Genomic DNA, 25838 nt, shown 5'->3' with positions numbered 1-25838 from the left:
CCGGTTCGGAGGCCCGGCTGACGTACGGGATGTCGAACAAGCAGCGTGACCACGGAGGCGCAGTGGCAGCAGACACCGAGACGCTCACCATCGACCTCGGCACCGACACCGGCGTCTTCCACGGCGGGGCGAGCGGCACGCTCTACGGCCTGTACGGCGACGGAGTGCCCAGCCGCAACGTGGTCGAGGGAATGTACGTGCGCACGGTGTCGACCAAGGCCCAGGACGGCACCCAGCACCCCGGCGCCGACGCCCTCGACATCCTGCCCTCCTTCGTGGACTGCGGCGGCAGGGACGTCTACCTCTACATGACCGACATCTACCGCGGCTTCCCCTACCGGTGGCCCGGCGCCACCGGCGAGGAACGCCTCGCCGACTACCGGGCCAGGGTGGAGAAGCAGGTCAGGCAGGTCCTGACGACGGGTGCCCTCAAGTCCCACATCGTCTACGTACCGTTCAACGAACCCGAAGGCAACATGTTCGGCACGGGGGAGTGGAGCTACGACAGGACCTCCTGGCACTCCGACCCGCGGCACTACTTCGCCGCCTGGAAGGACCTCCACCACCTCATCAAGGGCCTCGACCCGCACGCGCGCATCGCGGGCCCCAACACCTGCGTCCTGTACGACGAGGTGCGGGGCTTCCTGGAGTTCGCCAAGGCCCATGACGTCCTCCCGGACGTGGTGACCTGGCACGAGCTGTCGACACCCGCCGCGATCCGTACGAACGTCGCCAAGTACCGCGGCATGGAAGGGGAGTTGGGGATCGGTCCCCTCCCCGTCAACATCAACGAGTACGCGCACAACTATCACCTGTCCGTGCCCGGGCAGATGATCCAGTGGATCTCCGCCATCGAGGAGTCGAAGATCGACGCCGACATGGCGTACTGGAACATCGACGGCAACCTCAACGACTCGGCGGTCGAGGCGAACAAGGGCAACGGCCAGTGGTGGCTGTTCCACACCTACGGCCGGATGACCGGCCGCACGGTCCAGGTACGGGCGCCGCACCCCAATGTCCAGTACACCCTCCAGGGCGTCGCCACGCTCGACCGGGACAAGCGCCAGGCCCGCGCCCTGTTCGGCGGCAGCGGCGGCGCCGCGGATCTCGTCTTCGCGAACGTCCCCGCCGAGATCTTCGGCGGCACGGTCCACGCCAGGCTCCACGAGATCCCGTGGACCGGCCAAGTCGGAGCCTCGGCACAGCCCTTGCGCCTCAAGGACCTCGAACTTCCGGTCGACGAAGGCCGGGTGGTCCTTCCCCTCGCGGACCTCGACGCGATGTCCGCCTACGAGGTGATCCTCTCGCCCGGCGGCGACGGGGTCCTCGCGCCGCCCTCCATCGGCTGGCGCCGGTCGTACCACGCGGAGCACGCGACCTGCACGGGCGAGGGGCACGTGAGGAACGGGCCCGAGGGATCGCCCTCCGACGTCGACCGGTTCGCGACCTCGGGCACCTACCACGTCGGCGGACTGCGCACCGGCTCCGACCTCGCCGTCGCCTTCTCCGTCGAGGTCCCGCAGGACGGGACGTACGACCTGAGCGTCCTCGCCAACTCCCACAACCTCCACGAACTCGTGCGGGAGCAGGGCCCCACCGACGTCTTCCTGCGTGTCGACGGAGCGGACCCCCAGGAACTGCGCCTCCCCCTCGGCTACAAGCCGGTCGTCTGGGGGCACACCGACACCCGGGTGGAGCTGACGGCGGGCGCGCACACGCTCACCCTGTCCGCGCGGGACCGCGACCTCGGCGCCACCAAGGGCGACGCGACCATCGACCGGATCGACCTCGTCCTGCGGGACGCGCACGTGACCGCGCCCGCGCTGTACGAGGCCGCGTACGCGGGCCTCGGTGCCGGCGCCCGGGTGACGTACGAGCACGGCGGCGCCTGCGGGCCGGGTGCCGTACTGCTGCCACCAGGAGGGACCGCCACGTTCTGGGTGCACGCGGCCGCCGACGGCGAGGCGTTCGTGACGGTCCATCACATCGGCCCGGGAGAAGGGCTGTTGACGGTCAACGGGGCGGAGGTGGGAGGTCTCGACCGGGACGGGATCCCACTGTTCCTGGCCGGCGGCATCAACAAGCTGACGGTGACCGGCACTTCGGAGCGCCTCGTTCTCGACCGGCTGTGCGTGGGACCGGGAACCGGACGCCTCGAGACCACCGTGTACCCCGCCGAGGAGGGCACGGTGACCGGCGAGGCCAAGGTGACGGGCGCCCACACCTTCGCCACCGGCGGGAAGGCGGTCGAGGGAATCGGCAGGGGGCCGGACAACGCCCTCACCCTGACCGTCACGGCGGCACGCACCGGACGTCATGCCGTGACCGTCCGCTACTCCAACGGCGAGCAGCCCCCGGCCACCCACTACAACCCCGATCCGGTCTGCCGCCACGCGGACCTGTCCGTGAACGGGGCGCCGGCGCACCGGATCCTCTTCCCCACCACCTTCCACTTCAACAACTTCTGGGACCTCGCCGTCCCCGTCACCCTGAACGAGGGCACCAACACCCTCACCTTCACCGCCGACGAACGGCCCGACTTCGACGGCGACACCACCAACGCCCACCAGCAGCGCTCCGCGTACGCGCCGGTCATCGACCAGGTGGCGGTGACACCCCTGGCATGAGTTCCGGTCGAGCGTCCGGTCAGCCCTCCTCGCCCGCCACATGAACCCCGAAGAACGCTCCCTGCGGGTCCCGCAGCACGGCGATCCGGGGGCCCTGCGGCACGGACGTGGGCTCCATGAGAATGCTGCCGCCCGCCCCGACGGCGGCGTTCGCGGTGGCGTCCACGTCCTCGACCGCGAAGTACGGCAGCCAGTGCGGCGGCACCGCGTGCGGGAAGTTGTCGTCCATCGCCACCATGCCGCCGAAGTCGGCTCCCTCGATGCCCCACTGCGTGTAGTGCTCGGAGGCGTTCACGGTCCAGCCGAACACCGTGGTGTAGAACTCGACGGCACGGTCCGGGGCGCGCGTCAGCAGTTCCACCCAGCCGAGCGCGCCCGGCGCGTTGAACAGCCTCGCGCCCGGGAAGGCCCGCGCCTGCCACAGCTGGAAGGCCGCTCCGGTCGGGTCGAACGCCACCGCGAAACGCCCGACGTCGAACACGTCCATCGGGCCGAGGACGACCGTGCCGCCCGCGGCCTGCACCGCGTCCACGGCGGTGTCCGCGTCGGCCACCGCGAAGGACACGTTCCAGGCGACGGGCTGTGACTCCTGGTACAGCGGGGAGATCGCCGCCACCGGCGCGTCGCCGAGGTGCGCGACCGTGTAGCCTCCCGCCTCCTGGCGGGGGTCGGTCTCCGGGCGCCAGCCGAACAGATCGGCGTAGAAGCGCTTGGCCGCCTCCAGATCACTGGTCCCGAGCTCGGTCCAGCACGGACCGCCGGGCACCGGCTTGTCGAGCTTCATGACGTTCCTCCGCCCTTCCGCCAGAAGGCCTCTCCAGCACGCTATGCCCGGGCCCGGACCGTGGCCATCCGACGCAGGGCCTCGTGCGCTCAGATTCCGGGGCGGTAGCGCAGCGGATGATCCGCCGGGATTTCCACGAGCACGATCTCGACGCCGTCCGGATCCGCGATCCACATCTCGATCAGCCCCCACGGCTCCTTCACCGGCGGGCGCACGATGTCGACCCCGGCCGCCGACAGCTCCTCGTACGCCGCGTCGGCGTCGGCCACCTGGAGCCACAGCCTGAGCGCGGGCGAGGGCGGGGTCTCGGAGCGGCCCGAGACCTCCAGGAAGCCGCCGCCGAGGAAGTAGACCGTGCCGCGCTCGGGTCCCGTCCCGAACTCCCGGTGGACGGCGAGCCCCAGCCGTTCGCCGTAGAAGGCGCGGGAGCGCTCCGGGTCGGTGGGCCGCAGAAGGATCCGACTGCTCAGTACATGCACCATGCACCCGGAGCCTAGGGCCTCAAGGGCGGGAGCGTTACGCTCAGCGGTGCCCGAGCCGCGCCAGAGATTTCGGAGAACTGTTCCATGAACACCGCCGCCGCCACCGGACTGACCTTCCGCGATGCCACCGATGCCGATGCGGACGCCCTCGTCGCGCTGATCGAGTCGGCCTACCGCGGGGACTCCAGCCGGACCGGCTGGACCACGGAGGCGGACCTCCTCGAAGGTCAGCGGACGGACCCGGAGGGCGTGCTCGCCGTCATCAAGGCGCCGGACAGCCGCGTCCTGACCGTGGAGCGGGACGGCGCCGTCGTCGCCTGCTGTCAGCTCGAACACCGCGGCGACCACGCCTACTTCGGCATGTTCGCGGTCAGCCCCGCACTCCAGGGCGGCGGACTCGGCAAGGTGATCATCGCCGAGGCGGAGCGGCACGCCCACGAGACCTGGGGTGTCGCGGAGATGCACATGACCGTGATCTCCGCACGCGAGGACCTCATCGCCTGGTACGAGCGGCGCGGCTACCGCCGTACGGGAAAGATGACCCCCTTCCCGTACGGCGACGAGCGCTTCGGGATTCCGCAGCGCGACGACCTGCAGTTCGAGCTGCTGGTCAAGCCCCTGGCGCAGCCGGCGCAGTGATCCTCAGGCCGTGAAGCGGCCGGTGCGTTTGATCTGGGGGTAGTCGGTGGTCGCGCCGTCCAGCTCCAGGGCCCGCACCAGCCGCAGGTGGTCCTGGGTGTTCACCACCCAGCCGATGATCCGCAGATCCGCCTTGCGGGCGTGCTCGACGACCTCCAGGGTCAGCCGTCGGATGTTGAGGCAGACGGTGGCGGCGCCGACCTCCGCGGCGCGGTCCACGACGTCGACGCCGTAGCGGCTCGCGATGAGCGCCGTGCGGACGCCCGGCACGAGCCGCGTGATCTCGGCGATCGCCTCGTCGTGGAAGGACGACACCTCGACCCGCCCCACCAGATCGCGCCGGTGCATCACCTCGGCGAGCGCCCGCGCCGCCGCCGTGTCCTTGATCTCGGCCTGCAGCGGCGCCCTGACGACGTCCAGGACCTCTTCGAAGACGGGCACGCGCTCACCGTGCCCGGCGTCCAGGGCGCGCAGCTCGGCGAGGGTCATCTCCGCGATCGGCCCCGAGCCGTCGGTCGTACGGTCCACGTCCGCGTCGTGCATGACGACCAGCGCGCCGTCCTTGCTCAGATGCAGATCGAGTTCGATCAGGTCGAGGCCCGCGTGCTGGGCGGCGATGAAGGAACGGAGGGTGTTCTCGGGTTCGACACCCATCACTCCGCGATGACCGATGGTGAGGAAGTTCAAGATTCGACTCGCTTCCGTCGACGGCGGCTCGGCTCGCGCGTGGTCTCGGCGGCACCCACGCGGCAAGCCCGCAGCCTAATCGTCCCGCCGCGCGATGTACCCGCTCGTACGCCAGGCGGGGCGTGTCTGCCGCAAGGGGAGGGCGGGCCGTCGCCGCCGGGGCGCGTCACCCGGGCGTGGGCGAGTCTTTCGGCGGTTGACCCCGAGCGCCCCGGAGCCGTTGCTCCTGCCACTTCCCGGCGCTTCCCGCGGACGTCCGTCTGTCCGGCTCCCCATAGCGGAAGTAATCGCCTCCACGGTATCCGGCAGGAAAAAGAGCGGTGAAGGTGGGGTGGTGCAGGATAATCTATCGAGTCTCCCCTTGCGGGAAGGAACCTCGTTTACATACGGTGTGCATACGCGAGGTTCTCCCGTGGAGGGTGAGAGATGACGGAAATTCTTGTGCCAGTGGGTGTGGAGGAGCGGGTTCCTCCCGTGGGCAGGGTGGTGGAGCACCCGGCTTGGCCTGTGCTCAAGGATGCCGTGGAGCAGATCCGGCCCTGGCAGTCCAAGGACGGGTCGATCGACTTCGAGGCCGAGGGTGCCCCGGACACGGCCGATGCCGATCTGGCCGTACGCCGTGCCGTAGACGCCATCGAGCAGCTCGCCCCGCTGCTGCCGCACGACGCCGAGTACCACGAGGCGCTCGTGAAGGACCTGCGCCGCTGGGCCGACGGTGGCTTCCAGGTGCCCGACTTCCTGGACTCGCTGCTGGCCTTCCAGCCCGCCGCGCACCGCGAGGACGGGCTCCAGCACCTGGTCGTCTTCCCGATGTACACGCAGAACGGCAACCCGGACCGCAACTTCGAGGCGGTCGTGCTGCGGATGGTCTGGCCGGACTGGCTGGCGGAGCTGGAGCGCACCCGCTACGACAACCCGCTGTTCTGCGGCATCACCTTCGAGGACTTCACGGCGGGCTACGACACCAACTCGGCCGTTCTCTTCCCGGAGACGATCGCCGTGCGCGAGGCGCCGGAACGATTCTCCTGGGGCGGCATCTTCTGCGACCGCGAGGCCGCCCGCTTCCGCGCCGTCACCGACGCCGCCGTGGACGTCCTGGGCCTTCGGCTGCCCGAGGACATCGCCGCGATGGTCCACGACCAGGACCGCTGCGAGCAGGCCTTCGTGCTGTGGGACATGGTCCACGACCGCACCCACAGCCACGGCGACCTGCCGTTCGACCCGTTCATGATCAAGCAGCGCCAGCCGTTCTGGATGTACGGCCTCGAGGAGCTGCGCTGCGACCTCACCGCCTTCAAGGAGGCCGTGAAGCTGGAGGCCGACGGCTTCCCGCAGGGCCGTGACGTGCAGTACGCGGTGCTTTTCGACCGGATGTTCCGCTTCCCCGTCACCGGCGAACGCGTCCGCAACTACGACGGTCTCGGCGGCCAGCTCCTCTTCGCCTACCTGCACCAGCACGACGTCGTCCGCTGGACCGACAACAAGCTGCACATCGACTGGCAGCGTGCACCGCAGGTCACCAACCAGCTGTGCGCCGAGATCGAGGACCTCTACCGGGCCGGCATCGACCGCCCCAAGCTCGTCCACTGGTTCAAGGCGTACGAGCTCGTCTCCACCTACCTCGCCCCGCACCCCGGCTCCCGCTGGGCCAAGGGCCCGGACGCCCTCGATCTGTCCCAGCCGCCCCGTAAGCTCGTCGACGACGTGCTTCCGGACGAGTTTCCGCTGAGCATGTTCTATGAGGCGCTCTCCAAGAAACTGAAGAACGTGATCGCCTCCACCAGGGGCATCACCGCGACGAGCGCCGAGCGGGCCGCCGCGTGAGCGCTCGTACCGGGGATGTTCAGGAGGCGAAGGCGATGGCACACGGAAACGGCAACGGACCTCTCAGCGGCGCGGTGATCGCGGTCGCCGGAGCGGGTGGACCCGCCGGGCGCGCGACGCTGGCCCGGCTCGCCGACGCGGGCGCGACCGTCATCGGATCGGACAACGATCCCGAGCGGCTCGCGGAGGCCGTGGACGCGGCCCGCTACGGGCACGGCGGCGCCACCGTCGTGGGCGACACGGTCGACCTGCTCGATCTCGAGTCGACCCGCGACTGGGCCGTCCGCATCGAGAAGGACTTCGGCCATGTCGACGGCCTGGTCCACCTGGTCGGCGGCTGGCGGGGCAGCGAGACCTTCACCAGGACGAGCCTCGACGACTGGGACTTCCTGGAGCTGCTGCTCATCCGCACGGTGCAGAACACGTCCCTCGCGTTCCACGAGGCGTTGCAGCGCAGCGACCGTGGCCGCTACCTCCTGATCAGCGCCGCCGGCGCGAGCAAGCCCACCGCGGGCAACGCCGCCTACTCCGCCGCCAAGGCCGCCGCCGAGGCGTGGACGCTGGCCATGGCCGACTACTTCCGCAAGGCAGGGGGCGAGCAGGGCCCGACGTCCGCGGCTGCCATCCTGGTGGTCAAGGCACTGGTGCACGACGCGATGCGCGCCGAGCGCCCGAACGCGAAGTTCGCGGGCTTCACGGACGTCGAGGATCTGGCCGAGGCCATCGCCGGCGTCTGGTCGCGGCCCGCCGGTGAAGTGAACGGAAACCGTCTGTGGCTGACCGAGAAGCCGTGAACCCTCCGAAGACCGACGCCCGGCGTCACCACGACCCGGCCGTCCGCGGCTTCGCCAGCGACAACTACGCGGGAGCCCACCCCGAGGTGCTCGCCGCCGTGGCCCTGGCCAACGGCGGGCACCAGGTCGCGTACGGCGAGGACGACTACACGGCGAACCTCCAGCAGATCATCCGCAGCCACTTCGGCGCCACCGCCGAGGCCTTCCCGGTGTTCAACGGGACCGGCGCGAACGTGGTCGCGCTCCAGGCGGTCACCGACCGCTGGGGCGCGGTGATCTGCGCGGAGAGCGCGCACATCAACGTCGACGAGGGCGGCGCCCCCGAGCGCATGGGCGGCCTCAAGCTGCTCACCGTGCCCACGTCCGACGGCAAACTCACCCCCGAGCTGATCGACCGTCAGGCCTACGGCTGGGACGACGAGCACCGTGCGATGCCGCAGGTCGTCTCGATCACCCAGAGCACCGAACTGGGCACCCTCTACACGCCCGACGAGATCCGCGCGATCTGCGACCACGCCCACGCGCACGGCATGAAGGTGCACCTGGACGGGTCCCGGATAGCCAATGCGGCCGCCTCCCTGGACGTCCCCATGCGGACGTTCACCAACGCGGTCGGCGTCGACCTCCTGAGCCTCGGCGGGACGAAGAACGGCGCGCTGTACGGCGAGGCCGTCGTCGTCCTCAACCAGGACGCGGTCAGTCACATGAAGCACCTGCGCAAGCTGTCCATGCAGCTCGCCTCCAAGATGCGCTTCGTCTCCGTGCAGTTGGAGGCGCTGCTCGCCAAGGACCTGTGGCTGCGCAACGCCCGCCACTCCAACCAGATGGCCCAGCGGCTGGCCGAGGGCGTGCGCGCGGTGCACGGCGTGGAGATCCTCCACCCGGTCCAGGCCAACGCCGTCTTCGCGCGTCTCCCGCACGACGTGAGCGAGCGGCTCCAGAAGCGCTACCGCTTCTACTTCTGGGACGAGGCGGCGGGCGACGTCCGCTGGATGTGCTCCTTCGACACGACCGAGGACGACGTCGACGGTTTCGTGGCGGCGCTCAAGGAGGAGATGGCGCACGCGTAGCCCGAGCGCCAGCGTATGCATAGATATGCGGTCACCTGAAAAGTCATTGACTCTCGGGTGACCGCATTCCTATGCTCTCCGGGCATGGAGCTGATCCAGAACACCGCCGACCTGTCCGCGTACTTGGCCGCCGACGAGGTCATCGACCATCATCATCCGCTCGTGCGGGAGACGGCCGCGCGGCTGGCCAAAGGTGTCGTCGATTCGTATGCCTATGCGCGGGCGGCCTTCGAATTCGTGCGCGACACCATTCCGCACTCGCAGGACTCCGGCGATCTTCGGGTCACCTGGCGTGCCTCCGACGTGCTGGAGCGGCGCACCGGCATCTGCTACGCGAAGGCCCACGCCCTGGCCGCGCTGCTGCGGGCCGAGGACATCCCGACGGCGTTCTGCTACCAGAAGTTCGACGAGGTGCACGGGCTCGTCGCCGTGCGGTTCAACGGCGCCTGGCACCGGCAGGACCCTCGAGGCAACAAGCCGGGCGTGGACGCCCAGTTCTCCCTGGACGGCGAGCGGCTGGCCTTCACGCCCGACCCCGAGTTCGATGAGCTCGACCATCCGGTCCTGTACGCCGCACCTCACCCGGTCGTGCTGAGCGTCCTCAAGGCCGCCCCCGACCGGTCGCACCTGTGGAAGACGCTTCCCGCCGCACTCTGAGACCGGCCGCCCATCACCCGGACACGGGCGGAGCGGTGCGGTGCGACGGGGCCGAACTCGCGGCGCTGCCGGAGAAGTTCAGCCCCGGGGCGCGGATCACCGTCCACGCCCCGGCGTGACGATTCAGCGGGCCTCGGCCGCCTTGACCTCTTCGGGGGTCGGCGCCGTGCCGCCGAGGTGTGCGGGCATCCACCAGGTGTCGTCCGGGCCCTTGGGGCGGACCGGATAGGCGCGCTGCGCGGCCTCCAGGAGCTCCTGGACACGCTCGCGCAGCCGCCGGGTGATGGCGCCCGCGTACTGGTCCTGCGGCGCCTCCACCGGTTCGCCGACCCGGATGGTGATCGGCGTGTGGCTGCGCTTGAAGTTGCGCGGGTGGCCCTTGGTCCACAGCCGCTGGGTGCCCCACAGGGCCATCGGGATCAGCGGCACGCCGGCCTCCTGGGCCATGCGCGCGGCACCCGACTTGAAGCTCTTCAGGGTGAAGGACTGGGAGATGGTCGCTTCGGGGAAGACGCCCACGATCTCGCCGGATCGCAGTGAATCCAACGCGTGCTGATACGCCGTCTCGCCCTGCTTGCGGTCCACCGGGATGTGCTTCATGCCCCGCATCAGCGGACCGGAGATCTTGTGCCGGAAGACCGACTCCTTCGCCATGAAACGCACCAGGCGCTTCTGCGGCAGGGTGGCCAGACCGTCGAAGATGAAGTCCAGATAACTGATGTGGTTGCTGACCAGCACGGCGCCGCCCGAGCGCGGAATGTTCTCCGATCCCTTGCAGTCGATCTTGAGGTCCCAGGCCTTGAACAACACTTGGGCGAGACCGACGACGGGACGGTAGACAAGCTCTGCCATGGACGGGGTGGACCCTTTCTCTCTGCTCGGGAAGGGTTCTCCCGGCGGGAAAGTTACGCAGCCGTAGGTTTACGGCATTGCGCAGATCGTGCCCCAAGAACGGACGAGTGGCCAGTCCCAGTGCCGCGATGCGGCGAGATCCTCGTCACGTGTCCCCTGATCGACCTCGGACTTCTCACTCACCGTCACTGGGCGCGTACCGTCATCCGACGTACGAGCAGGTACATCTCGCAGCCCAGGCAGTACCCGAACGCCGCGTTGAGGAACGCGGCCGCCAGCGCGCAGCCGGTCGCGGCGAACCCCAGCCAGTCGGGTCCCGCCGTGAAACCGATCAGCCCCACCACGGCGAACACGAGCCCGACGGCCTGCGCGAACTGCGGAGGCTGCGGCGACTCGAACTGTGCGGGCGGCCCGAGTCGGGGGCGTACGACCTTCCGGAACAGCCAGCCGTAAGGAGAGCGCGCCACGCCGCCCGAGGCGCCCAGCGCGAACGCCAGTACCTGCCAGGCCAACAGCCAGGTGCTGCCGGTGATCAGAACGGCCGCCAGTACGACGGTCGTCACGGCCGCACCGAACCGCGGCCCTCTTGCGTCAATGTCCATGAATCAAGCATTCCGTATGAACGGCGGTCCGTGGACCCGGGAATCTTTGCGGTCTCGTGAATGCTTGTGCTGGAGATGACCGGACTTGTGGTGTGCGTGGTGGTGCTCGCGGCGGCGAGCGCGTTCGGAGTGCTGCAACGGCGGCGGAACGGGAGGGTGAGAGTGCGCGGGCGTGACGGTGGAAAGCGGCTCGGCGCGGCGGAGTTGGGGGAGGGGCTCGGTGAACGGGCCACTCTCGTCCAGTTCTCCAGCGCTTTCTGCGCTCCGTGCCGGGCCACCCGGCGGGTGCTCGCCGAGGTGGCCGGAATGGTCCCGGGCGTGCACCACGTGGAGATCGACGCCGAGGACCGCCTCGAACTCGTCCGCGAGCTCGAGATCCTCAAGACCCCGACCGTGCTCGTCCTCGACGCCGACGGACGGATCGTGCGGCGCGCGACCGGACAGCCGCGCAAGGCGGATGTGATCGCGGCGCTGGGAGAGGCCGTCTGACTCGTGGCGATCATGGTGAGGCATCTCGCAGATGACCGGACGTACTTGACTGCACGCACCACCTATCGTCAACCTGACCGTATGCCCCCGGAACTCCTTCTCTTCGAGCGCGTCCACGTGGATCTGGCCCGCACCGCGAGTGCGCGCTGTCCGGTCTGTTGAGCACCGACGGATCTGCTCTTCACCACTCGCAGAAGGACGACTCCATGACGGCCACGCCCGACCTGGACACTTTTCGGCTCGCCTCTCCCGATGCGCAACCCGCCTCACCCGACCTCCTGCGCTCCGTATTCCGGCAGCACGCGGCCGGTGTCGCCGTGATCACGGCGCAGGGCGGCTCGGGTCCCGTGGGCTTCACCGCCACCTCGCTCAGCTCGGTCTCCGCCGAGCCCCCGATCGTCTCCTTCGGCATCGGTGTCGGCGCCTCCAGCTGGCCCGCGATCTCCGAGTCCGAGCATGTCGGCATCCACATACTCGGCGAGCACCAGCAGGAACTCGCCGCCACCTTCGCCCGCAGCGGCGCCGACCGCTTCGGCGCGCCCACCCGTTGGCGCAAGGGCCCGAAAGGTGTTCCCGTCCTCGACGGCGTACTGGCCTGGCTCGTCTGCCGGGTCGCGGCGCGGGTGCCGGCCGGGGATCATCGCATCGTGCTGGCCGAGGTCGTCCTCGGTGATCCGTCCGGCGCGGGCCGCCCGCTGCTGTACCACCAGGGACGCTTCAACGGCCTGCGCGACTGAAACTACTCGCCGGTCCTACCGGTGAGTCCTACTCGTCGGTTACGCAGCGTTGCCAAGGTCACAGTTCAAAGCGCTTGCTTAGTGGGCGGGAACTGGGTGTACTGACGAGTAATATTTCGTTCGGAGCGCGGGCCGCCCCGACCGGGATCGGCCGCTTCAGGCGCCTATGCTGCCTGAAAGAAGGCAGCCCAGAAATGACGATGCAGTAGGAGAGCCGGCGTGAGCTTGAGGATCGTTGTCACTGTGAAGTACGTGCCCGACGCCACTGGCGACCGGCACTTCGCCGATGACCTGACCGTGGACCGTGACGACGTGGACGGTCTGCTCTCGGAGCTCGACGAATACGCGGTGGAGCAGGCGCTGCAGATCGCCGACGAAGCGGACGACGCCGAGATCACCGTGCTGACCGTCGGCCCCGAGGACGCCAAGGACGCGCTGCGCAAGGCGCTTTCCATGGGCGCGGACAAGGCCATCCACGTCGAGGACGACGACCTGCACGGCACCGACGCGATCGGTACGTCGCTGGTGCTCGCCAAGGCGATCGAGAAGGCCGGCTACGACCTGGTCATCTCCGGCATGGCCTCGACCGACGGCACCGCCGGTATCGTCCCCGCCCTGCTGGCGGAGCGCCTGGGTGTCCCGCAGGTCACCCTGCTCTCCGAGGTCTCCGTCGAGGACGGCGTCGTCAAGGGCCGCCGTGACGGTGACAGCGCGTCCGAGCAGCTGGAGGCCTCCCTCCCGGCCGTCGTGTCGGTGACCGACCAGTCGGGTGAGGCGCGTTACCCCTCCTTCAAGGGCATCATGGCCGCCAAGAAGAAGCCGGTGGAGTCCTGGGACCTGGAGGACCTGGAGATCGAGGCGGACGAGGTCGGTCTCGAGGGCGCCTGGACCAAGGTCGACTCCGCGACCGAGCGCCCGGCGCGCACGGCCGGCACGATCGTCAAGGACGAGGGCGAGGGCGGCAAGCAGCTCGCCGAGTTCCTCGCGGGCCAGAAGTTCATCTAAAGGCCCGTTCGAGGCTCGCTGAACCTCCACTCGCTGACCGCCCCTCATCTTTCGTAAGCAGGAGAGAAGAAGTCCCATGGCTGAAGTTCTCGTCTACGTCGACCACGTGGACGGCGCCGTCCGCAAGCCCACCCTGGAGCTGCTGACGCTGGCCCGTCGCATCGGTGAGCCCGTCGCCGTCGCCCTCGGCTCCGGCGCCGAGGCCACCGCCCCCGCGCTCGCCGAGCACGGCGCGGTCAAGGTCCTCACGCACGACGCCGCCGAGTACGCCGACTACCTGGTCGTCCCGAAGGTGGACGCGCTCCAGGCCGCGTACGAGGTGGTGTCCGCCGCGGGCTCCCTGGCCGCCGTTCTCGTCCCGTCCTCCGCCGAGGGCAAGGAGATCGCGGCGCGCCTCGCGGTCCGCATCGGCTCCGGCATCATCACGGACGCGACCGACCTGGAAGCCGGCGACGAGGGCCCGGTGGCCACGCAGTCCGCGTTCGCCGCCTCCTTCACCACCAAGTCCCGTGTCGCCAAGGGCACCCCGGTCATCACGGTCAAGCCGAACTCGGCCGCCGTGGAGGCCGCCCCGGCCGCGGGCGCCGTCGAGGCCCTCGCGGTCTCCTTCTCCGAGAAGGCCACCGGCACCAAGGTCACCGCTCGTACCCCGCGCGAGTCGACCGGCCGCCCCGAGCTGACCGAGGCCGCGATCGTGGTCTCCGGCGGCCGTGGCGTCAACGGCGCCGAGAACTTCTCGATCATCGAGGCGCTCGCCGACTCCCTCGGCGCGGCCGTGGGTGCCTCGCGCGCCGCGGTGGACGCCGGCTGGTACCCGCACACCAACCAGGTCGGCCAGACCGGCAAGTCCGTCTCGCCGCAGCTGTACATCGCCTCCGGCATCTCCGGCGCGATCCAGCACCGCGCCGGTATGCAGACGTCGAAGACGATCGTGGCGATCAACAAGGACGCCGAGGCGCCCATCTTCGACCTGGTCGACTACGGCGTGGTCGGCGACCTCTTCGAGGTCGTCCCGCAGCTCACCGAGGAGATCAAGACCCGCAAGGGCTGATCGAGTCAGGCTCCGGTCGTACGAGGCCCCCGTGACCGCCCGCGCGGTCTCGGGGGCCTCGCTGATGCCAGGCTCAGCCAGGCCTGCACGGGCAGATGGCCGCTCGGGAACTCGCCGTCCACCGAGAGGGTGTTGACGGCCGCCCGGTGCACGCTCACCCCGGGGCCCACCAGGATCCAGTCGATACGGTCGCCGTCCGGCGTCAACGGCTGGTAGCCGTGGAAGGTCCCATAGAGCGTGCCGCGCTCGGCCGCTGTGTCCCAGGTGTCGACGAGCCCGGCGCCCAGCATCGCCTCGTACACCGGGTTCTGGTGGGCGACGGCATTGAAGTCGCCGGTCACGACGAGCGGCAGAGCGCGGTCGAAGCGCGCGATGCGTTCGGAAATCAGACGCGCGGCACGCATGCGTGCGTACTGACTCGCGTGGTCCAGATGGGTGTTGAGCACATAGAACTCCCGTGCGTCCCGCAGATCGCGGAAGCGGACCCAGGTGACGATGCGCGGGAAGGCGGCGCCCCAGGTGTTCGAGCCGATCAGCTCGGGGGTGTCGGAGAGCCAGAAGCAGTCGTGCTCGACCGGTGCCAGCCGACGGGTGTCGAAGAAGATCGCCACCGCCTCGTCGTGGCTGCCGCCCACGCGGCCCGTGCCGATCCAGTCGTAGTGCGGTCCGAGGTCGGAATCGATGTCACGCAGTTGCTGGTAGATGCCCTCCTGGGTGCCGATGACGTGGGGCGCCTCCCGGCGTAACAGTTCGCGCATCACCGGGCGGGCAGGAGCGCACAGGACGGACCACGCCGTGGACAGGTGTTGACCATCAGGAAGGGCCACGGATAACTTCGCTCTACGGATTGTTGATTCCGTGGAGCGGAAAACTGGAGGGTGTGGGATGGGTCAGGGCCAGCAGGAGAACGTGGCGACGAGCCTCGCGGGCGCCGTCAGCGAGGAGATCAGCGCCTCCCTCGCCCCGGTCGACGCCGAACTGGCGCGGCGTTACCCCGGAGACCCCGGCACCCGGCAGCCCGTCCACACCGTGTACGTCCCCGGCGACGTGTTCGCCGCCGACACCATCCGCTCCTGGGGTGACCGGGCCCTCGCCGCCCTCGACGAGCACGCCCCCGACGCCGCGTCCTTCGCCGCCGTCCTCGGCCTCACCGACGACCTCGCCGAACCCGTGTACGACCGCGTACGCGCCAAGCTGGAGCGCGAGCCCATCGAGGACCTGCGGATCGACTTCGAGGACGGCTACGGCCCGCGTCCGGACGCCGAGGAGGACGAGGCGGCGGCCCGCGCGGCCCGTCTGATCGCCGAGGCGTACGAGAACGGCACGGCCGCCCCGTACATGGGCATCCGTATGAAGTGCATGGAGGCGCCGGTACGAGACCGGGGCATCCGCACGCTCGACATCTTCCTGACGGGCCTGATGGAGTCGGGAGGCCTGCCCGCGGGGCTCGTGCTGACGCTGCCCAAGGTGACGTACGCCGAGCAGGTCACCGCGATGGTCCGGCTCCTGGAGGAGTTCGAGAAGGCGCGCGGCCTGGAGCCCGGCCGCATCGGCTTCGAGATCCAGATCGAGACCAGCCAGTCCATCCTCGCGACCGACGGCACCGCGACCGTCGCCCGGATGATCCAGGCCGCCGAGGGCCGCGCCACCGGACTGCACTACGGCACCTTCGACTACAGCGCCTGCCTCGGCGTCAGCGCCGCCTACCAGGCCAGCGACCATCCGGCCGCCGACCACGCCAAGGCGATCATGCAGGTCGCGGCCGCCGGCACCGGCGTACGCGTCTCGGACGGCTCGACCAACGTGCTGCCGATCGGTCCCACCGAGAAGGTCCACGACGCCTGGCGTCTCCACTACGGCCTCACCCGCCGCGCCCTGGCCCGCGCCTACTACCAGGGCTGGGACATGCACCCCGGCCACATCCCGACCCGCTACGCCGCCGTCTTCGCCTTCTACCGCGAGGGCTTCGAACAGGCGGCCGCCCGCCTCTCCCGCTACGCCAACCACACCGACGGCGACGTCATGGACGAGCCCGCGACCGCCAAGGCCCTCAGCGGCTACCTCCTGCGCGGCCTGGACTGCGGTGCCCTCGACATCGCGGAGGTGGCGCGGGTGACAGGCCTGACCAGGGCCGACCTGGAGGGCTTCGCCGTGCCGAGGCGCGGTGACCTGACCATCTCGGGGAAGTGAAGCTCCCTGCTTTCGGGGGCGCGAGGAACCGTGCGACCAACCACGGACAACCCACGCTCTGACGACGGACCGTCTACGTGTACCTCTCAAGCCCGGAAGCCGTGGTGAGCCCCTCCACGGCCAACAGCTCGGTTCCCCGCGCGCAGAGCGCGGCGTCGCCGCGAGCCCGCGCACAGAACTCCTCCGGCGTCTCCCCGAACAGCTCCCGCAGCCGCGCCGACCCGGCGAGGAGCGAGGCGAGCAGCGGTCGCTCGCCGGGGTGCGGGCGAGGTGTCCCGGCGCCGTTGTGGAGAACCCCGCGGCGGTTGACGTACACATGGGCACCCGGCAGGAGCTCACCGGAGTCCAACTCGATCCGCACGTCGGAGGCGGGCAGCCACGCCCGGCCGTACGCCCCCTCGGCCACCGGAACGCCCTCACTCGCGTCCACCACCTCGAGCTGCGCCGCGTCCAGCCACGTCAGGAACAACTCGCCGACGGCGCCCGGCGCGTGGAAGGGCGACGCGGACACGTACCCCATCACACTGACATGGGCCGAGACGCCGACCCCGAGGCCGAGGACCCGCGTTCTCACCATCGGGATCGTGCCCGACACCCCGGACTGCGCCATCTTGTGCCGGAGTTGGGCCGGGCAGGCGTTCGAGCCGACCGCGAGGACCGGGACGCGGTCCTCGTACACCCTGCGCGTGAGCGGCAACAGCCGGTCCCTGTCGAGGAGTACGGACTCCTCGGGGCGGGCGCCCGGGTAGCTCAGCGGGTGCTCGTGGGGTGTTTCGGCGAGGCCGAGCGCTTCGAGGGTGCGCGGGTCCGGCTCGGCCACGGCTCAGTCCGCGGGCGGCAGTTCGCCCGAGCCGCGGGTGATCAGACGGGTCGGGAGTTCGATGCGCTCCGGGGTGATGAGGCTGCCCTCCAGCTGGCGGAAGAGACGCTCGGCGGCGGTGCGGCCGAGGGCGGCGGCGTCCTGGGCGACGACGGTGACGCCGGGCTCGAGGAGGTCGGCGAGCTCGATGTCGTCGAAGCCGACGAGGGCGACGGGCCGGCCGCGCTCGGCGATGACACGGACGACCGTGACGGTGACGCGGTTGTTGCCGGCGAAGACCGCGGTGACGGGGGAGGGACCGGACAGCATGTCCTCGGCCGCCTTGCGCACCCGCTGCGGGTCGGTGACGCCCAGGGACATCCAGTCGTCCTCGACAGGTATGCCCGCCTCCTCCATGGCCGCCCGGTAGCCGCGCAGCCGTTCGGCGGCGGTGTGGATACGCGGCATGTCGCCGATGAAGCCGATCCGGCGGTGGCCGTGGGCGATCAGGTGGGCGACGCCGTCGCGGGCCCCGCCGAAGCTGTCGGACAGCACCACGTCGGCGTCGATCTGTCCCGCCGGGCGGTCCACGAACACCGTGGCGACGCCCGCCTTGATCTCGGGCTCCAGATAGCGGTGGTCGTCACCGGCCGGAATGATCACCAGCCCGTCCACGCGTCGTGCGCACAGGGCGAGAACCAGCTCCTGTTCGCGGTCCGGGTCCTCGGCGCTGGAGCCGTTGATGAGCAGCGCGCCGTGGGCGCGGGCCACCTCCTCGACCGCACGGCTGAGGGGACCGTAGAAGGGGTCGGCGAGGTCCTCCAGGACGAGGCCGATGCTCGCGGTGCGGCCCTTGCGCAGCACCCGGGCGCTGTCGTTGCGGCGGAAGCCCAGCGCGTCGATGGCCTCCTGGACGCGGCGCTCGGTGTCCGGAGTGACTCCGGGCTCACCGTTGACGACCCGCGAGACCGTCTTGAGGCCCACCCCGGCTCGTGCCGCCACGTCCTTCATGGTCGGACGGTTGCCGTAGCGGTTCTCGGATCGGCGGGCGGTCTCTGCCACGATGCGCTGTCCTGTCCTGTCGTCCACGGTTCCCGTCGTCCACGCGGCGGTCCCTGTCGGCCACGGGTCCTGTTGTCCACGGGGGTGCGTCGGTCCATGGGGTTGTATGAGGATGTGGCGTCGAGCATAGAGCCTGGACAACGTTGTCAGATGCGGGAGACACTGTCCACCGCATTCTCCGGCCTGCGCCACCCATCGCGAGACCGGTCTGCCCCTTTCACCAGGTTCACCGGGAGAACTGACACTGATGCACACCGACCTCGTGGCCGCGCTCGACATCGGCGGCACCAAGATCGCCGGAGCGCTGGTGGACGGCCGCGGCCGCATTCTTCTGCGCGCGCAGCGCGCGACGCCCGCGCAGGAGGACGGCGACACCGTGATGGGGGCCGTCGAGGAGGTGCTCGGCGAGCTGACCGGGTCACCGCTGTGGAGTCGGGCGGGGACCGTCGGCATCGGCAGCGCGGGGCCGGTGGACGCCTCCGCGGGCACGGTGAGTCCGGTGAACGTGGCGGGCTGGCGCGACTACCCGCTCGTCGAGCGGGTAGTCGCGGCCACCGGGGGCCTGCCGGTCGAGCTGATCGGCGACGGGGTGGCCATCACGGCCGCCGAGCACTGGCAGGGTGCGGCGCGCGGCCATGACAACGCCCTGTGCATGGTGGTCTCGACGGGGGTCGGGGGCGGGCTGGTCCTGAACGGTCAGCTCCACCCCGGTCCCACGGGCAACGCGGGCCATATCGGGCACATCAGCGTGGACCTCGACGGTGACCCCTGCCCGTGCGGTTCGCGCGGCTGTGTGGAGCGCATCGCGAGCGGTCCGAACATCGCGCGGCGGGCGCTGGACGGCGGCTGGCGGCCGGGGCCCGACGGTGACACCTCGGCCGCCGCGGTGGCCGTCGCCGCGCGCGAGGGCGACCCGGTGGCGGTGGCCTCGTTCGAACGCGCGGCGAAGGCGCTGGCGGCGGGCATCGCGGCGACCGCGACCCTCGTCGAGATCGACATCGCCGTCATCGGTGGGGGCGTGGGCAAGGCCGGGGACGTGCTCTTCGAGCCGCTGCGCAAGGCGCTGGCCGACTACGCCACCCTGTCCTTCGTGCGGCGGCTGACCGTGGCGCCCGCGCTGATGGGCACGGACGCCGGTCTGGTCGGCGCGGCGGCGGCCGCGCTCAGCAGGCAGCCGAACACGACCGCGGAGCGGGTGGCGGGCTGAGCGCCGCCCCGAGCCGCGGCTGATCGGCCGGGGCCCGGGTTGGCCCGCCGGGTCGGGGGGCCGATGGCCCATGGCCGGTCGGCTGAGCGGGCGTGCGCCGCGGTTCGCGTGCCCGGGCCGGGTGTGCCGACCGGAGGTGCGGGTGATCCGCCGGGTGTGCCGACCGGAGGTGCGAGTGATGCGCCGGGGGTGAGGGAGCGCGGTCGCGGCCCGAGCCGTGCGCGGGCCTGCGGTCCGGGACCGACGCTCCCTGCGGGAGCCTGCTTGGGTCAAGTCCCCCGGCGCGGTCGGCTCGGCCCCGGTCGTGCCGAGCACTTCGGTTGCCGGCGGAGTGTCCGGGGCGGGGTGCCGGTGTGGGGCGGCCGGCGACCGGCAAGGGGCCGATCGGTCGGGTTTCCCCCGCTGCCGAGCCGGGAGGAGACCCCCGGCTCGGCGCACCGGTCAGCAGGTCAGTCGGGCGTCCGCCCAGTCCGCGTGGTCCGAGTCGACGCCGTCGCCGCCGTCGGTGACGACGAGGCGAACCACCTGGGCTCCGGTCACGTCGGCCGAGAACGGCTGGGCCGGCATCGCGTTGGTGAGGACCCCGGTCGAGGCGACCTTCGTGCCATCCGCCCAGATCTCGAACGCGACGGTGCCCTTGGCGCCCTTCTCGTCGTCGACGCCGACATCCGCGGTGACGGTCCGGCACCGCTTGCCTGTGTAGTACTCGACGGCACTCGGGGCGTGCGCACCGAGCCCCTTGGCGTAGACGACTCCGCCGAGAGTGATCGGATGACCGTCGCCCGCGGCGCTCTCCCCGTTGCTGGTGTTGCGCTCAACCGGGCCGAATCCATTGGTCGTCGACAGCCATGGCAGGTCGCCGAGGTAGGAGACGCCCGAAGGGGGAGCCACGACGACGGAGACCGTGAGCGGGAGCACGCTCTCGGCGCGTATGCCGGTCGGTGAGCGGTACGCGGCCCTGAGCGTCAGGTCGTACGATCCCGCGGCCGTGCCCTCGGGCGCGGTGACCTGCCACTTCGTACGCAGGGAGTGTCCCGTGCGTACCGTGCCCGCCGTGGTCGGTGAGGCGGCCGCGACCTTCCAGCCCGTCGGGCCGCTCAGCGCCACCGAGACGCGCCGCGCGGGCGTACGGCCGAGGTCGGTCACCGCCGACGTCAGGGAGACCGGCTTGCCCGCCTCCACCAACGGGCCTCCGTCCAGGCCCACTTCGACGGCGGGCGGGTTCTTGGCCCAGTGGCGGTCGGCCGAGACGCGGACGAGGACCGTGCCGTGCGCGGGGACGGTCGCGGAGACGGCTCCGGCGGTGTTGTAGCTCCGGTGCTGCCACAGGTCGCGCAGGGTGTAGCCGTGGGCGGCCGGCAGCCCCACGGCCGCCGTGGTCGTGGCGATGTGCTGGGCGCTGCCGGTCTCGTTGAACAGCGCCACCGTCCGGCTGCCGTCCTTCATCTCCTTGGCGACGACCCAGCGTCCGCCCTCGGAGGAGAGCACGGTGCCCTGCTTGCCCAGGGGGTCCTGGTCGACCGCGATGACTTCCTTGTTGTCGAGGATGTCGAAGGTGGCGGGCGACGCCTTGCGCAGATCCGAGCCGATGAGCAGCGGAGCCGCCATGACCGACCACATCGAGAAGTGGGAGCGGTACTCGGTGTCGGTCATGCCGCCGTTGCCGACCTCCAGCATGTCCGGGTCGTTCCAGTGACCGGGACCCGCGTGCGGGGCGAGGGGCAGGTTCTGCTTGAGGATCGACAGCATCGAGCCCCAGTTGTCGCTGATGTCACCGGTCGTGCGCCACAGATGTCCGACGTCCGAGGCCCACTCCCAGGGCTTGTTCTGGCCCCATTCGCAGAGGCTGTAGACGATGGGCCGCCCGGTCGCCTTGAGTGCGTCCCGCATGGTCGTATAACGCAGCTTGGCGTCCACGCCCTGGTTGTTGCAGTTGTCGTACTTGAGGTAGTCGACGCCCCAGTCCGCGAACTGCTGGGCGTCGCTGTACTCGTGGCCGAGGGCGCCCGGGAATCCGACGCTGTCGCACGTCTTCGTGCCCGCGCTGGTGTAGATGCCGAGCTTGAGCCCCTTGGCGTGCACGTAGTCGGCGACCGCCTTGATCCCGTTCGGGAAGCGCACCGGGTCGGGTACCAGCTTGCCGTCGCCGTCCCGGGACGGCAGGGCCCAGCAGTCGTCCAGGTTGACGTACTGGTACCCGGCGTCCTTGAGCCCCTTCTCCACGAAGAGGTCCGCGATCCCCTTGACCATGGTCTCGTTGAACTCGGCCCGGCAATGTGTGGAGTTCCAGTTGTTGAAGCCCATCGGAGGGGTGAGCGCGAGGCCGTCGGCCAGGGCGGGGGACGCGGGGGCTTCGGTGGGGCCGGGGGCGGCCAGGGCCTCCGGGGCGGTCAGGCCGGTCGTACACAACAGGGCCGTCGCGAGTGCTCCGACCACTCTTCGGCGGGTTGTGCGGGTGGGAAGGTGACGCATCGTTACGTTCCTCCGAACTCGCGAAAGATAGGATGACTGCATGTCCGCGACAAGGGTGCGCGCTTACGGTAGGACCTGTCCAACTCTGTTGGAAGAGAAGTGGTAACGGTTGTTCGATATCTCGTCCGAACCCTTGACGACACTCCGACATGGGAGTGAGATCCAAGCCTCGCGTTCGGTTGTGTTGGGTGGCACCCCGAGGAGGGGGACATGGCACAGTCATCGTTGAAGGGGATTGTCGTGCCCGAAGGCACCTCAGGTCATCGGATGTCCCGGCGAAATCTCTTGCGTGGTGCGGCGCTCGGCGCCGGCGCGCTCACGCTCCCCGCCCTGCTGTCCGCCTGCGGCAGCGGACCCGGCGGAAACAAGAACGAAGTCACCGTGGGGTCCAACGCCTCTGACCCGGTCCCCAAGAAGGCGTACGCGGCGGCCTTCTCGGCGTACGAGAAGAAGTCCGGCAAGAAGGTCAAGGTCAACACCAAGGACCACAACGACTTCCAGGAGAACATCAACCGCTATCTCCAGGGCACGCCCGACGACGTCTTCATGTGGTTCGCGGGGTATCGCATGCAGTACTTCGCGGAGAAGGGGCTCCTGCACGAGATCAGCGACGTGTGGAGCGGATTCACCGGCTTCTCCGACGCCCTGAAGGAGCAGTCCACCCACTCCGGCAAGCAGTACTTCGTGCCGTACTACTACTACCCGTGGGCCGTTTTCCACCGCAAGAGCCTCTTCCAGTCCAAGGGCTACCAACAGCCCAAGACCTGGGACGACTTCATCGCACTGGCCAAGCGGATGTCGAAGGACGGGACGCCCGTCGCCTTCTGCGACAAGGACGGCTGGCCCGCGATGGGCACCTTCGACTACATCAACATGCGCCTGAACGGATACGACTTCCACAAGTCCCTGATGGCCGGCACGGAGTCATGGACCGACACCAAGGTGAAGAACGTCTTCGACACCTGGCGCGAGGTCATGCCCTACTACCAGAAGGGTGCGCTCGGCCGGACCTGGGAGGAGGCCGGGCAGAGCCTGCAGCAGCGCAAGACGGGGATGGCGGTCTTCGGAATGCCGCACCCGGGAACCCAGTTCCCCGAGAACGAACGCGACGACATCGACTTCTTCGCCTTCCCCGAGATGGACCCGCAGTACGCGCAGGACGCCGTGGAAGCGCCCATCGACGGCTTCCTGGTCGCCAAGAAGTCGAAGAACCTCGACGGCGCCATGGCCCTCCTGAAATGGCTGGGCACCCCCACCGCCGAGAACACCTACCTCGCCCTCGACCCCAACAACGTGGCCGTCAACGACGGGGCCGACACCACCAAGTACAGCGCCCTGCAGAAGAAATCGGCCCAGCTCGTCTCGGGCGCCAAGCAGATCTCGCAGTTCATGGACCGCGACACCCGTCCGGACTTCGCCTCGACCGTGATGATCAAGGCGATCCAGGACTTCATCGGCAACCCGAAGGACGTCGACGGTCTCTGCAACAGCATCGAACGACAGAAGAAGACCATCTTCTCGTCGCCCGTCGGCTGATCACTGGGGGAAGACGTTCCGTGGCGCTCAACATCCCACGGCGCGCCGGACGACGGCGGCTGCGGCGGTTCACCCGCCGCGACACCGTCGTCCTCGGCGTGCTCCTCGGCATACCCGTCCTGCTCGACATCGTCATCGTCTGGGGCCCGACCCTCGCCTCCATCGGGCTCTCCTTCACCTCCTGGGACGGCGTCGGCGACATCCACTGGGTGGGCGGCGACAACTACAAGAACGTGTTCGAGAACTACCCGGCGTTCTGGCCCGCCGTCCGCCACAACGTTCTGTGGCTGCTCTTCCTCGGCCTGATCGCCACCCCGTTCGGACTGTTTCTCGCGGTGCTCATCGACCGTGGAGTGCGCTTCAGCCGCTTCTACCAGTCCGTGATCTACCTGCCGGTCGTGCTCTCGCTCGCCATCGTCGGCTTCATCGCCCAGCTGATCCTCGGCACCGACCAGGGCGTGGTCAACACGATCCTCAACAACCACGAGAACCCGATCGACTGGCTCGGCGACGCGCACCTCAACATCTGGATGATGATGATCGCAGCGAGCTGGCGGCACACGGGTTACGTCATGATCCTCTACCTCGCCGGGCTCAAGTCCGTCGACCCGCAGCTGAAGGAAGCCGCCGCGATCGACGGCGCGAACGCCCGCCAGACCTTCTTCCGTGTCGTCTTCCCGACCCTGCGCCCGGTCAACGTGATCGTCGGTGTCATCACCGTCATCGAGGCGCTGCGCGCGTTCGACATCGTCTACGCGGTCAACAAGGGCCGCAACGGCCTGGAACTGCTCTCCGTCCTGATCACCGACAACATCATCGGGGAAGCCAGCCGCATCGGATTCGGCTCCGCCATCGCGGTCGTCCTGCTCACCGTCTCCCTGGGGTTCATCGTGACGTTCCTGGTCCAAGAGCTGCGAGGTGCGCGCGAACGATGACCGCCGACATCCGCACCGGCGCCCCCGTGCGCCCGGCACCCGCTCCGGAGAAGGCGCCCGCTCCCCGCCGCCGGCCGCGTCCCGGCCGCTTCGGCGTCCACATCTTCCTGATGGGCGTCTCGCTCGCCTTCCTCGCGCCGCTCCTGCTCGCCGTCTACGCCTCGCTGCGCCCGTACGAGGAGACGGCGCAGAACGGCTACTTCTCCTTCCCGAAGCACCTGTCCTTCGAGTACTACCGCCGCGCCTACAGCGAATCCGGCATGGGCAAGTACTTCACCAACACCCTGCTCATCGCCGTGCCCGCCGTCCTCGTGACCCTCTTCCTCGCCTCGTTCGTCGCCTTCGCCGTGTCCCGGCTGAAGCTGCGTGGGGGCCTGGTCCTGCTGATGTTCTTCACCGCGGGCAACCTGCTGCCCCAACAGGTCATCGTCACCCCGCTGTACGTCCTGTTCAACAGGATCCCGCTGCCGTGGTGGATGTCCGACTCGCTGACGATGTACGACTCCTACTGGGCCGTCATCATCGTCAACATCGGCTTCCAGATGGGCTTCTGCGTCTTCGTGCTGGCCAATTTCATGCGGACGCTGCCGCAGGAGATCCTCGAGGCCGCCATCGTCGACGGCGCGGGAGTGTGGACCCAGTTCTGGCGCATCACCCTCCCGCTGTGCCGCCCCGCCCTCGCGGCCCTCGGCACCCTCGAGTTCACCTGGATCTACAACGACTTCCTCTGGGCCCTGATCTTCATCTCCAACCCCGACAAGCTCCCGATCACGTCATCCCTCAACAACCTCCGCGGCCAGTTCTTCACCGACTACAACCTGCTGGCCGCGGGCTCCGTCCTGGTCGCCCTCCCCACGATCCTGGTCTTCCTGCTCCTGCAACGGCACTTCGTCGCGGGCCTGACACTGGGGTCCACCAAGGGGTAGGTCCTGACGCGCAGACGTCGGCCTCAGGCATGAAGTGCGCACAGACCGGGAGCCGCCGTCGGCCTCCAGCCGGGTCGCGCGTCACGTCGGTGGAGACCACGCTTCAGGCCCGCCGCCGTGCCACTCGATCACCCTTGAGTTGGCCACGTCGACTTCGTCGATCCCTTCCAGTCCGGCGTAGCGGAGGAAGGCGGCCAGGTCGCGCAATGAGTGTGCGGTGAGAAGTTCTCCGTTGACGCGCACCTGCCGACTGCCGTCGGTCGGGGATGGGGGGTACACGATCACATGCAGCTCTCCGGGCATGGTTTCAGACTCGCCCGGCCCGCCCGGATGCGCATCCGGAGCCCGGGCTCAGAGCGCCCCCGTACGCGTGCCGGACGGCGTGGGCGCTCGTAGGCCGACGTACCTTCC

General features: G+C 69.6%; 24 protein-coding genes and 1 pseudogene. 15 read left to right on the top strand and 10 right to left on the bottom strand.

The window, feature by feature from the left end; all coding sequences use genetic code 11:
- Positions 1-29: 29 nt before the first annotated feature.
- Positions 30-2627, top strand: a complete 2598-nt coding sequence (locus AAFF41_RS08165) for a cellulosome protein (RefSeq protein ID WP_343323765.1) — start codon at positions 30-32, stop codon at positions 2625-2627.
- A 19-nt stretch (positions 2628-2646) separates the two neighbouring features.
- On the opposite strand, the gene AAFF41_RS08160 is transcribed toward AAFF41_RS08165, so the two are convergent.
- On the bottom strand, positions 2647-3411 hold the full coding sequence (locus AAFF41_RS08160) for a VOC family protein (RefSeq protein WP_343323764.1): 765 nt from the start codon (positions 3409-3411) through the stop codon (positions 2647-2649).
- Positions 3412-3500: 89 nt separating this feature from the next.
- The gene (locus tag AAFF41_RS08155; protein WP_060902501.1) at positions 3501-3893 is read right to left on the bottom strand and encodes a VOC family protein; all 393 of its coding nucleotides are present in this window, start codon (positions 3891-3893) and stop codon (positions 3501-3503) included.
- A gap of 84 nt (positions 3894-3977) precedes the next feature.
- Between AAFF41_RS08155 and AAFF41_RS08150 the strand changes: the two genes are divergently transcribed.
- Complete coding sequence (locus tag AAFF41_RS08150; RefSeq protein ID WP_343323763.1) at positions 3978-4532, top strand: GNAT family N-acetyltransferase; 555 nt, start codon at positions 3978-3980, stop codon at positions 4530-4532.
- Between the two features lie 3 nt (positions 4533-4535).
- On the opposite strand, the gene AAFF41_RS08145 is transcribed toward AAFF41_RS08150, so the two are convergent.
- Complete coding sequence (locus AAFF41_RS08145) at positions 4536-5219, bottom strand: glycerophosphodiester phosphodiesterase (protein ID WP_319745527.1); 684 nt, start codon at positions 5217-5219, stop codon at positions 4536-4538.
- 426 nt (positions 5220-5645) lie between these two features.
- Here AAFF41_RS08145 and AAFF41_RS08140 point away from each other — a divergent pair, with 426 nt between their 5' ends.
- The 4 genes from AAFF41_RS08140 (at position 5646) to AAFF41_RS08125 (ending at position 9564) form a co-directional block, all read left to right on the top strand.
- Positions 5646-7043 carry a DUF6421 family protein gene (locus AAFF41_RS08140; RefSeq protein WP_319745529.1) on the top strand — a complete coding sequence of 466 codons (1398 nt, stop codon included), beginning with the start codon at positions 5646-5648 and terminating at the stop codon, positions 7041-7043.
- Positions 7044-7078: 35 nt separating this feature from the next.
- The gene (locus tag AAFF41_RS08135) at positions 7079-7837 is read left to right on the top strand and encodes an SDR family oxidoreductase (RefSeq protein WP_099924211.1); all 759 of its coding nucleotides are present in this window, start codon (positions 7079-7081) and stop codon (positions 7835-7837) included.
- A complete protein-coding gene (locus AAFF41_RS08130) occupies positions 7834-8907 on the top strand; it encodes a threonine aldolase family protein (RefSeq protein WP_319745531.1) in 1074 nt (357 codons plus the stop codon). Before AAFF41_RS08135 ends, AAFF41_RS08130 begins: the two co-directional genes overlap by 4 nt.
- Before the next feature lie 84 nt (positions 8908-8991).
- On the top strand, positions 8992-9564 hold the full coding sequence (locus AAFF41_RS08125; protein WP_319745533.1) for a transglutaminase domain-containing protein: 573 nt from the start codon (positions 8992-8994) through the stop codon (positions 9562-9564).
- A gap of 123 nt (positions 9565-9687) precedes the next feature.
- Here AAFF41_RS08125 and AAFF41_RS08120 read toward each other — a convergent pair whose 3' ends face one another.
- Entirely contained in the window at positions 9688-10416 is a 729-nt protein-coding gene (locus AAFF41_RS08120; protein WP_075025534.1) for a lysophospholipid acyltransferase family protein, read from the bottom strand.
- Between the two features lie 185 nt (positions 10417-10601).
- Positions 10602-11018, bottom strand: coding sequence for a DUF4395 domain-containing protein (locus tag AAFF41_RS08115; RefSeq protein WP_319745535.1), 417 nt, complete (start codon positions 11016-11018; stop codon positions 10602-10604).
- 75 nt (positions 11019-11093) lie between these two features.
- Between AAFF41_RS08115 and AAFF41_RS08110 the strand changes: the two genes are divergently transcribed.
- The 4 genes from AAFF41_RS08110 to AAFF41_RS08095 all read left to right on the top strand — a co-directional run bounded on the left by AAFF41_RS08110 (position 11094) and on the right by AAFF41_RS08095 (position 14300).
- Positions 11094-11507: a TlpA family protein disulfide reductase gene (locus AAFF41_RS08110; protein ID WP_217567206.1), complete on the top strand. Its 414-nt coding sequence runs from the start codon at positions 11094-11096 to the stop codon at positions 11505-11507.
- 206 nt (positions 11508-11713) lie between these two features.
- Positions 11714-12244, top strand: a complete 531-nt coding sequence (locus tag AAFF41_RS08105; RefSeq protein ID WP_319745537.1) for a flavin reductase family protein — start codon at positions 11714-11716, stop codon at positions 12242-12244.
- Between the two features lie 219 nt (positions 12245-12463).
- On the top strand, positions 12464-13249 hold the full coding sequence (locus AAFF41_RS08100; RefSeq protein ID WP_054228809.1) for an electron transfer flavoprotein subunit beta/FixA family protein: 786 nt from the start codon (positions 12464-12466) through the stop codon (positions 13247-13249).
- Positions 13250-13325: 76 nt separating this feature from the next.
- Complete coding sequence (locus AAFF41_RS08095) at positions 13326-14300, top strand: electron transfer flavoprotein subunit alpha/FixB family protein (RefSeq protein WP_319745540.1); 975 nt, start codon at positions 13326-13328, stop codon at positions 14298-14300.
- Between the two features lie 68 nt (positions 14301-14368).
- Here the strand turns inward: AAFF41_RS08095 and AAFF41_RS08090 are convergent.
- Positions 14369-15076 (bottom strand): annotated as a pseudogene (locus AAFF41_RS08090) (endonuclease/exonuclease/phosphatase family protein); the annotation flags it as partial.
- A 109-nt stretch (positions 15077-15185) separates the two neighbouring features.
- Between AAFF41_RS08090 and AAFF41_RS08085 the strand changes: the two are divergent.
- Positions 15186-16490, top strand: a complete 1305-nt coding sequence (locus AAFF41_RS08085) for a DUF6986 family protein (RefSeq protein ID WP_319745542.1) — start codon at positions 15186-15188, stop codon at positions 16488-16490.
- A gap of 73 nt (positions 16491-16563) precedes the next feature.
- Here the strand turns inward: AAFF41_RS08085 and AAFF41_RS08080 are convergent, their stop codons facing one another.
- Entirely contained in the window at positions 16564-17310 is a 747-nt protein-coding gene (locus tag AAFF41_RS08080) for a hypothetical protein (protein ID WP_343323762.1), read from the bottom strand.
- Positions 17311-17313: 3 nt separating this feature from the next.
- Positions 17314-18378, bottom strand: coding sequence for a LacI family DNA-binding transcriptional regulator (locus AAFF41_RS08075; protein ID WP_079090421.1), 1065 nt, complete (start codon positions 18376-18378; stop codon positions 17314-17316).
- A 220-nt stretch (positions 18379-18598) separates the two neighbouring features.
- Between AAFF41_RS08075 and AAFF41_RS08070 the strand changes: the two genes are divergently transcribed.
- Positions 18599-19558, top strand: coding sequence for an ROK family protein (locus AAFF41_RS08070; protein ID WP_343323761.1), 960 nt, complete (start codon positions 18599-18601; stop codon positions 19556-19558).
- Between the two features lie 441 nt (positions 19559-19999).
- Here the strand turns inward: AAFF41_RS08070 and AAFF41_RS08065 are convergent, their stop codons facing one another.
- Entirely contained in the window at positions 20000-22030 is a 2031-nt protein-coding gene (locus AAFF41_RS08065; protein WP_343323760.1) for an NPCBM/NEW2 domain-containing protein, read from the bottom strand.
- A gap of 267 nt (positions 22031-22297) precedes the next feature.
- Between AAFF41_RS08065 and AAFF41_RS08060 the strand changes: the two genes are divergently transcribed.
- Genes AAFF41_RS08060 through AAFF41_RS08050 form a run of 3 tightly spaced genes read left to right on the top strand, consistent with a single transcriptional unit; the run spans position 22298 to position 25427 of the window.
- A complete protein-coding gene (locus AAFF41_RS08060; RefSeq protein WP_343323759.1) occupies positions 22298-23566 on the top strand; it encodes an ABC transporter substrate-binding protein in 1269 nt (422 codons plus the stop codon).
- 20 nt (positions 23567-23586) lie between these two features.
- Positions 23587-24501, top strand: a complete 915-nt coding sequence (locus AAFF41_RS08055; RefSeq protein ID WP_079065231.1) for a carbohydrate ABC transporter permease — start codon at positions 23587-23589, stop codon at positions 24499-24501.
- Complete coding sequence (locus tag AAFF41_RS08050; protein WP_054228799.1) at positions 24498-25427, top strand: carbohydrate ABC transporter permease; 930 nt, start codon at positions 24498-24500, stop codon at positions 25425-25427. Before AAFF41_RS08055 ends, AAFF41_RS08050 begins: the two co-directional genes overlap by 4 nt.
- Before the next feature lie 81 nt (positions 25428-25508).
- Here the strand turns inward: AAFF41_RS08050 and AAFF41_RS08045 are convergent, their stop codons facing one another.
- Positions 25509-25730, bottom strand: a complete 222-nt coding sequence (locus tag AAFF41_RS08045; protein WP_054228798.1) for a hypothetical protein — start codon at positions 25728-25730, stop codon at positions 25509-25511.
- Between the last annotated feature and the right edge of the window lie 108 nt (positions 25731-25838).

The sequence above is a fragment of the Streptomyces mirabilis genome (assembly GCF_039503195.1).
In the GTDB taxonomy this organism is placed as follows: domain Bacteria; phylum Actinomycetota; class Actinomycetes; order Streptomycetales; family Streptomycetaceae; genus Streptomyces; species Streptomyces mirabilis_D.
Note: the sequence above shows the minus strand (reverse complement) of the source record. Positions and strands in the feature narration are given on the sequence as shown.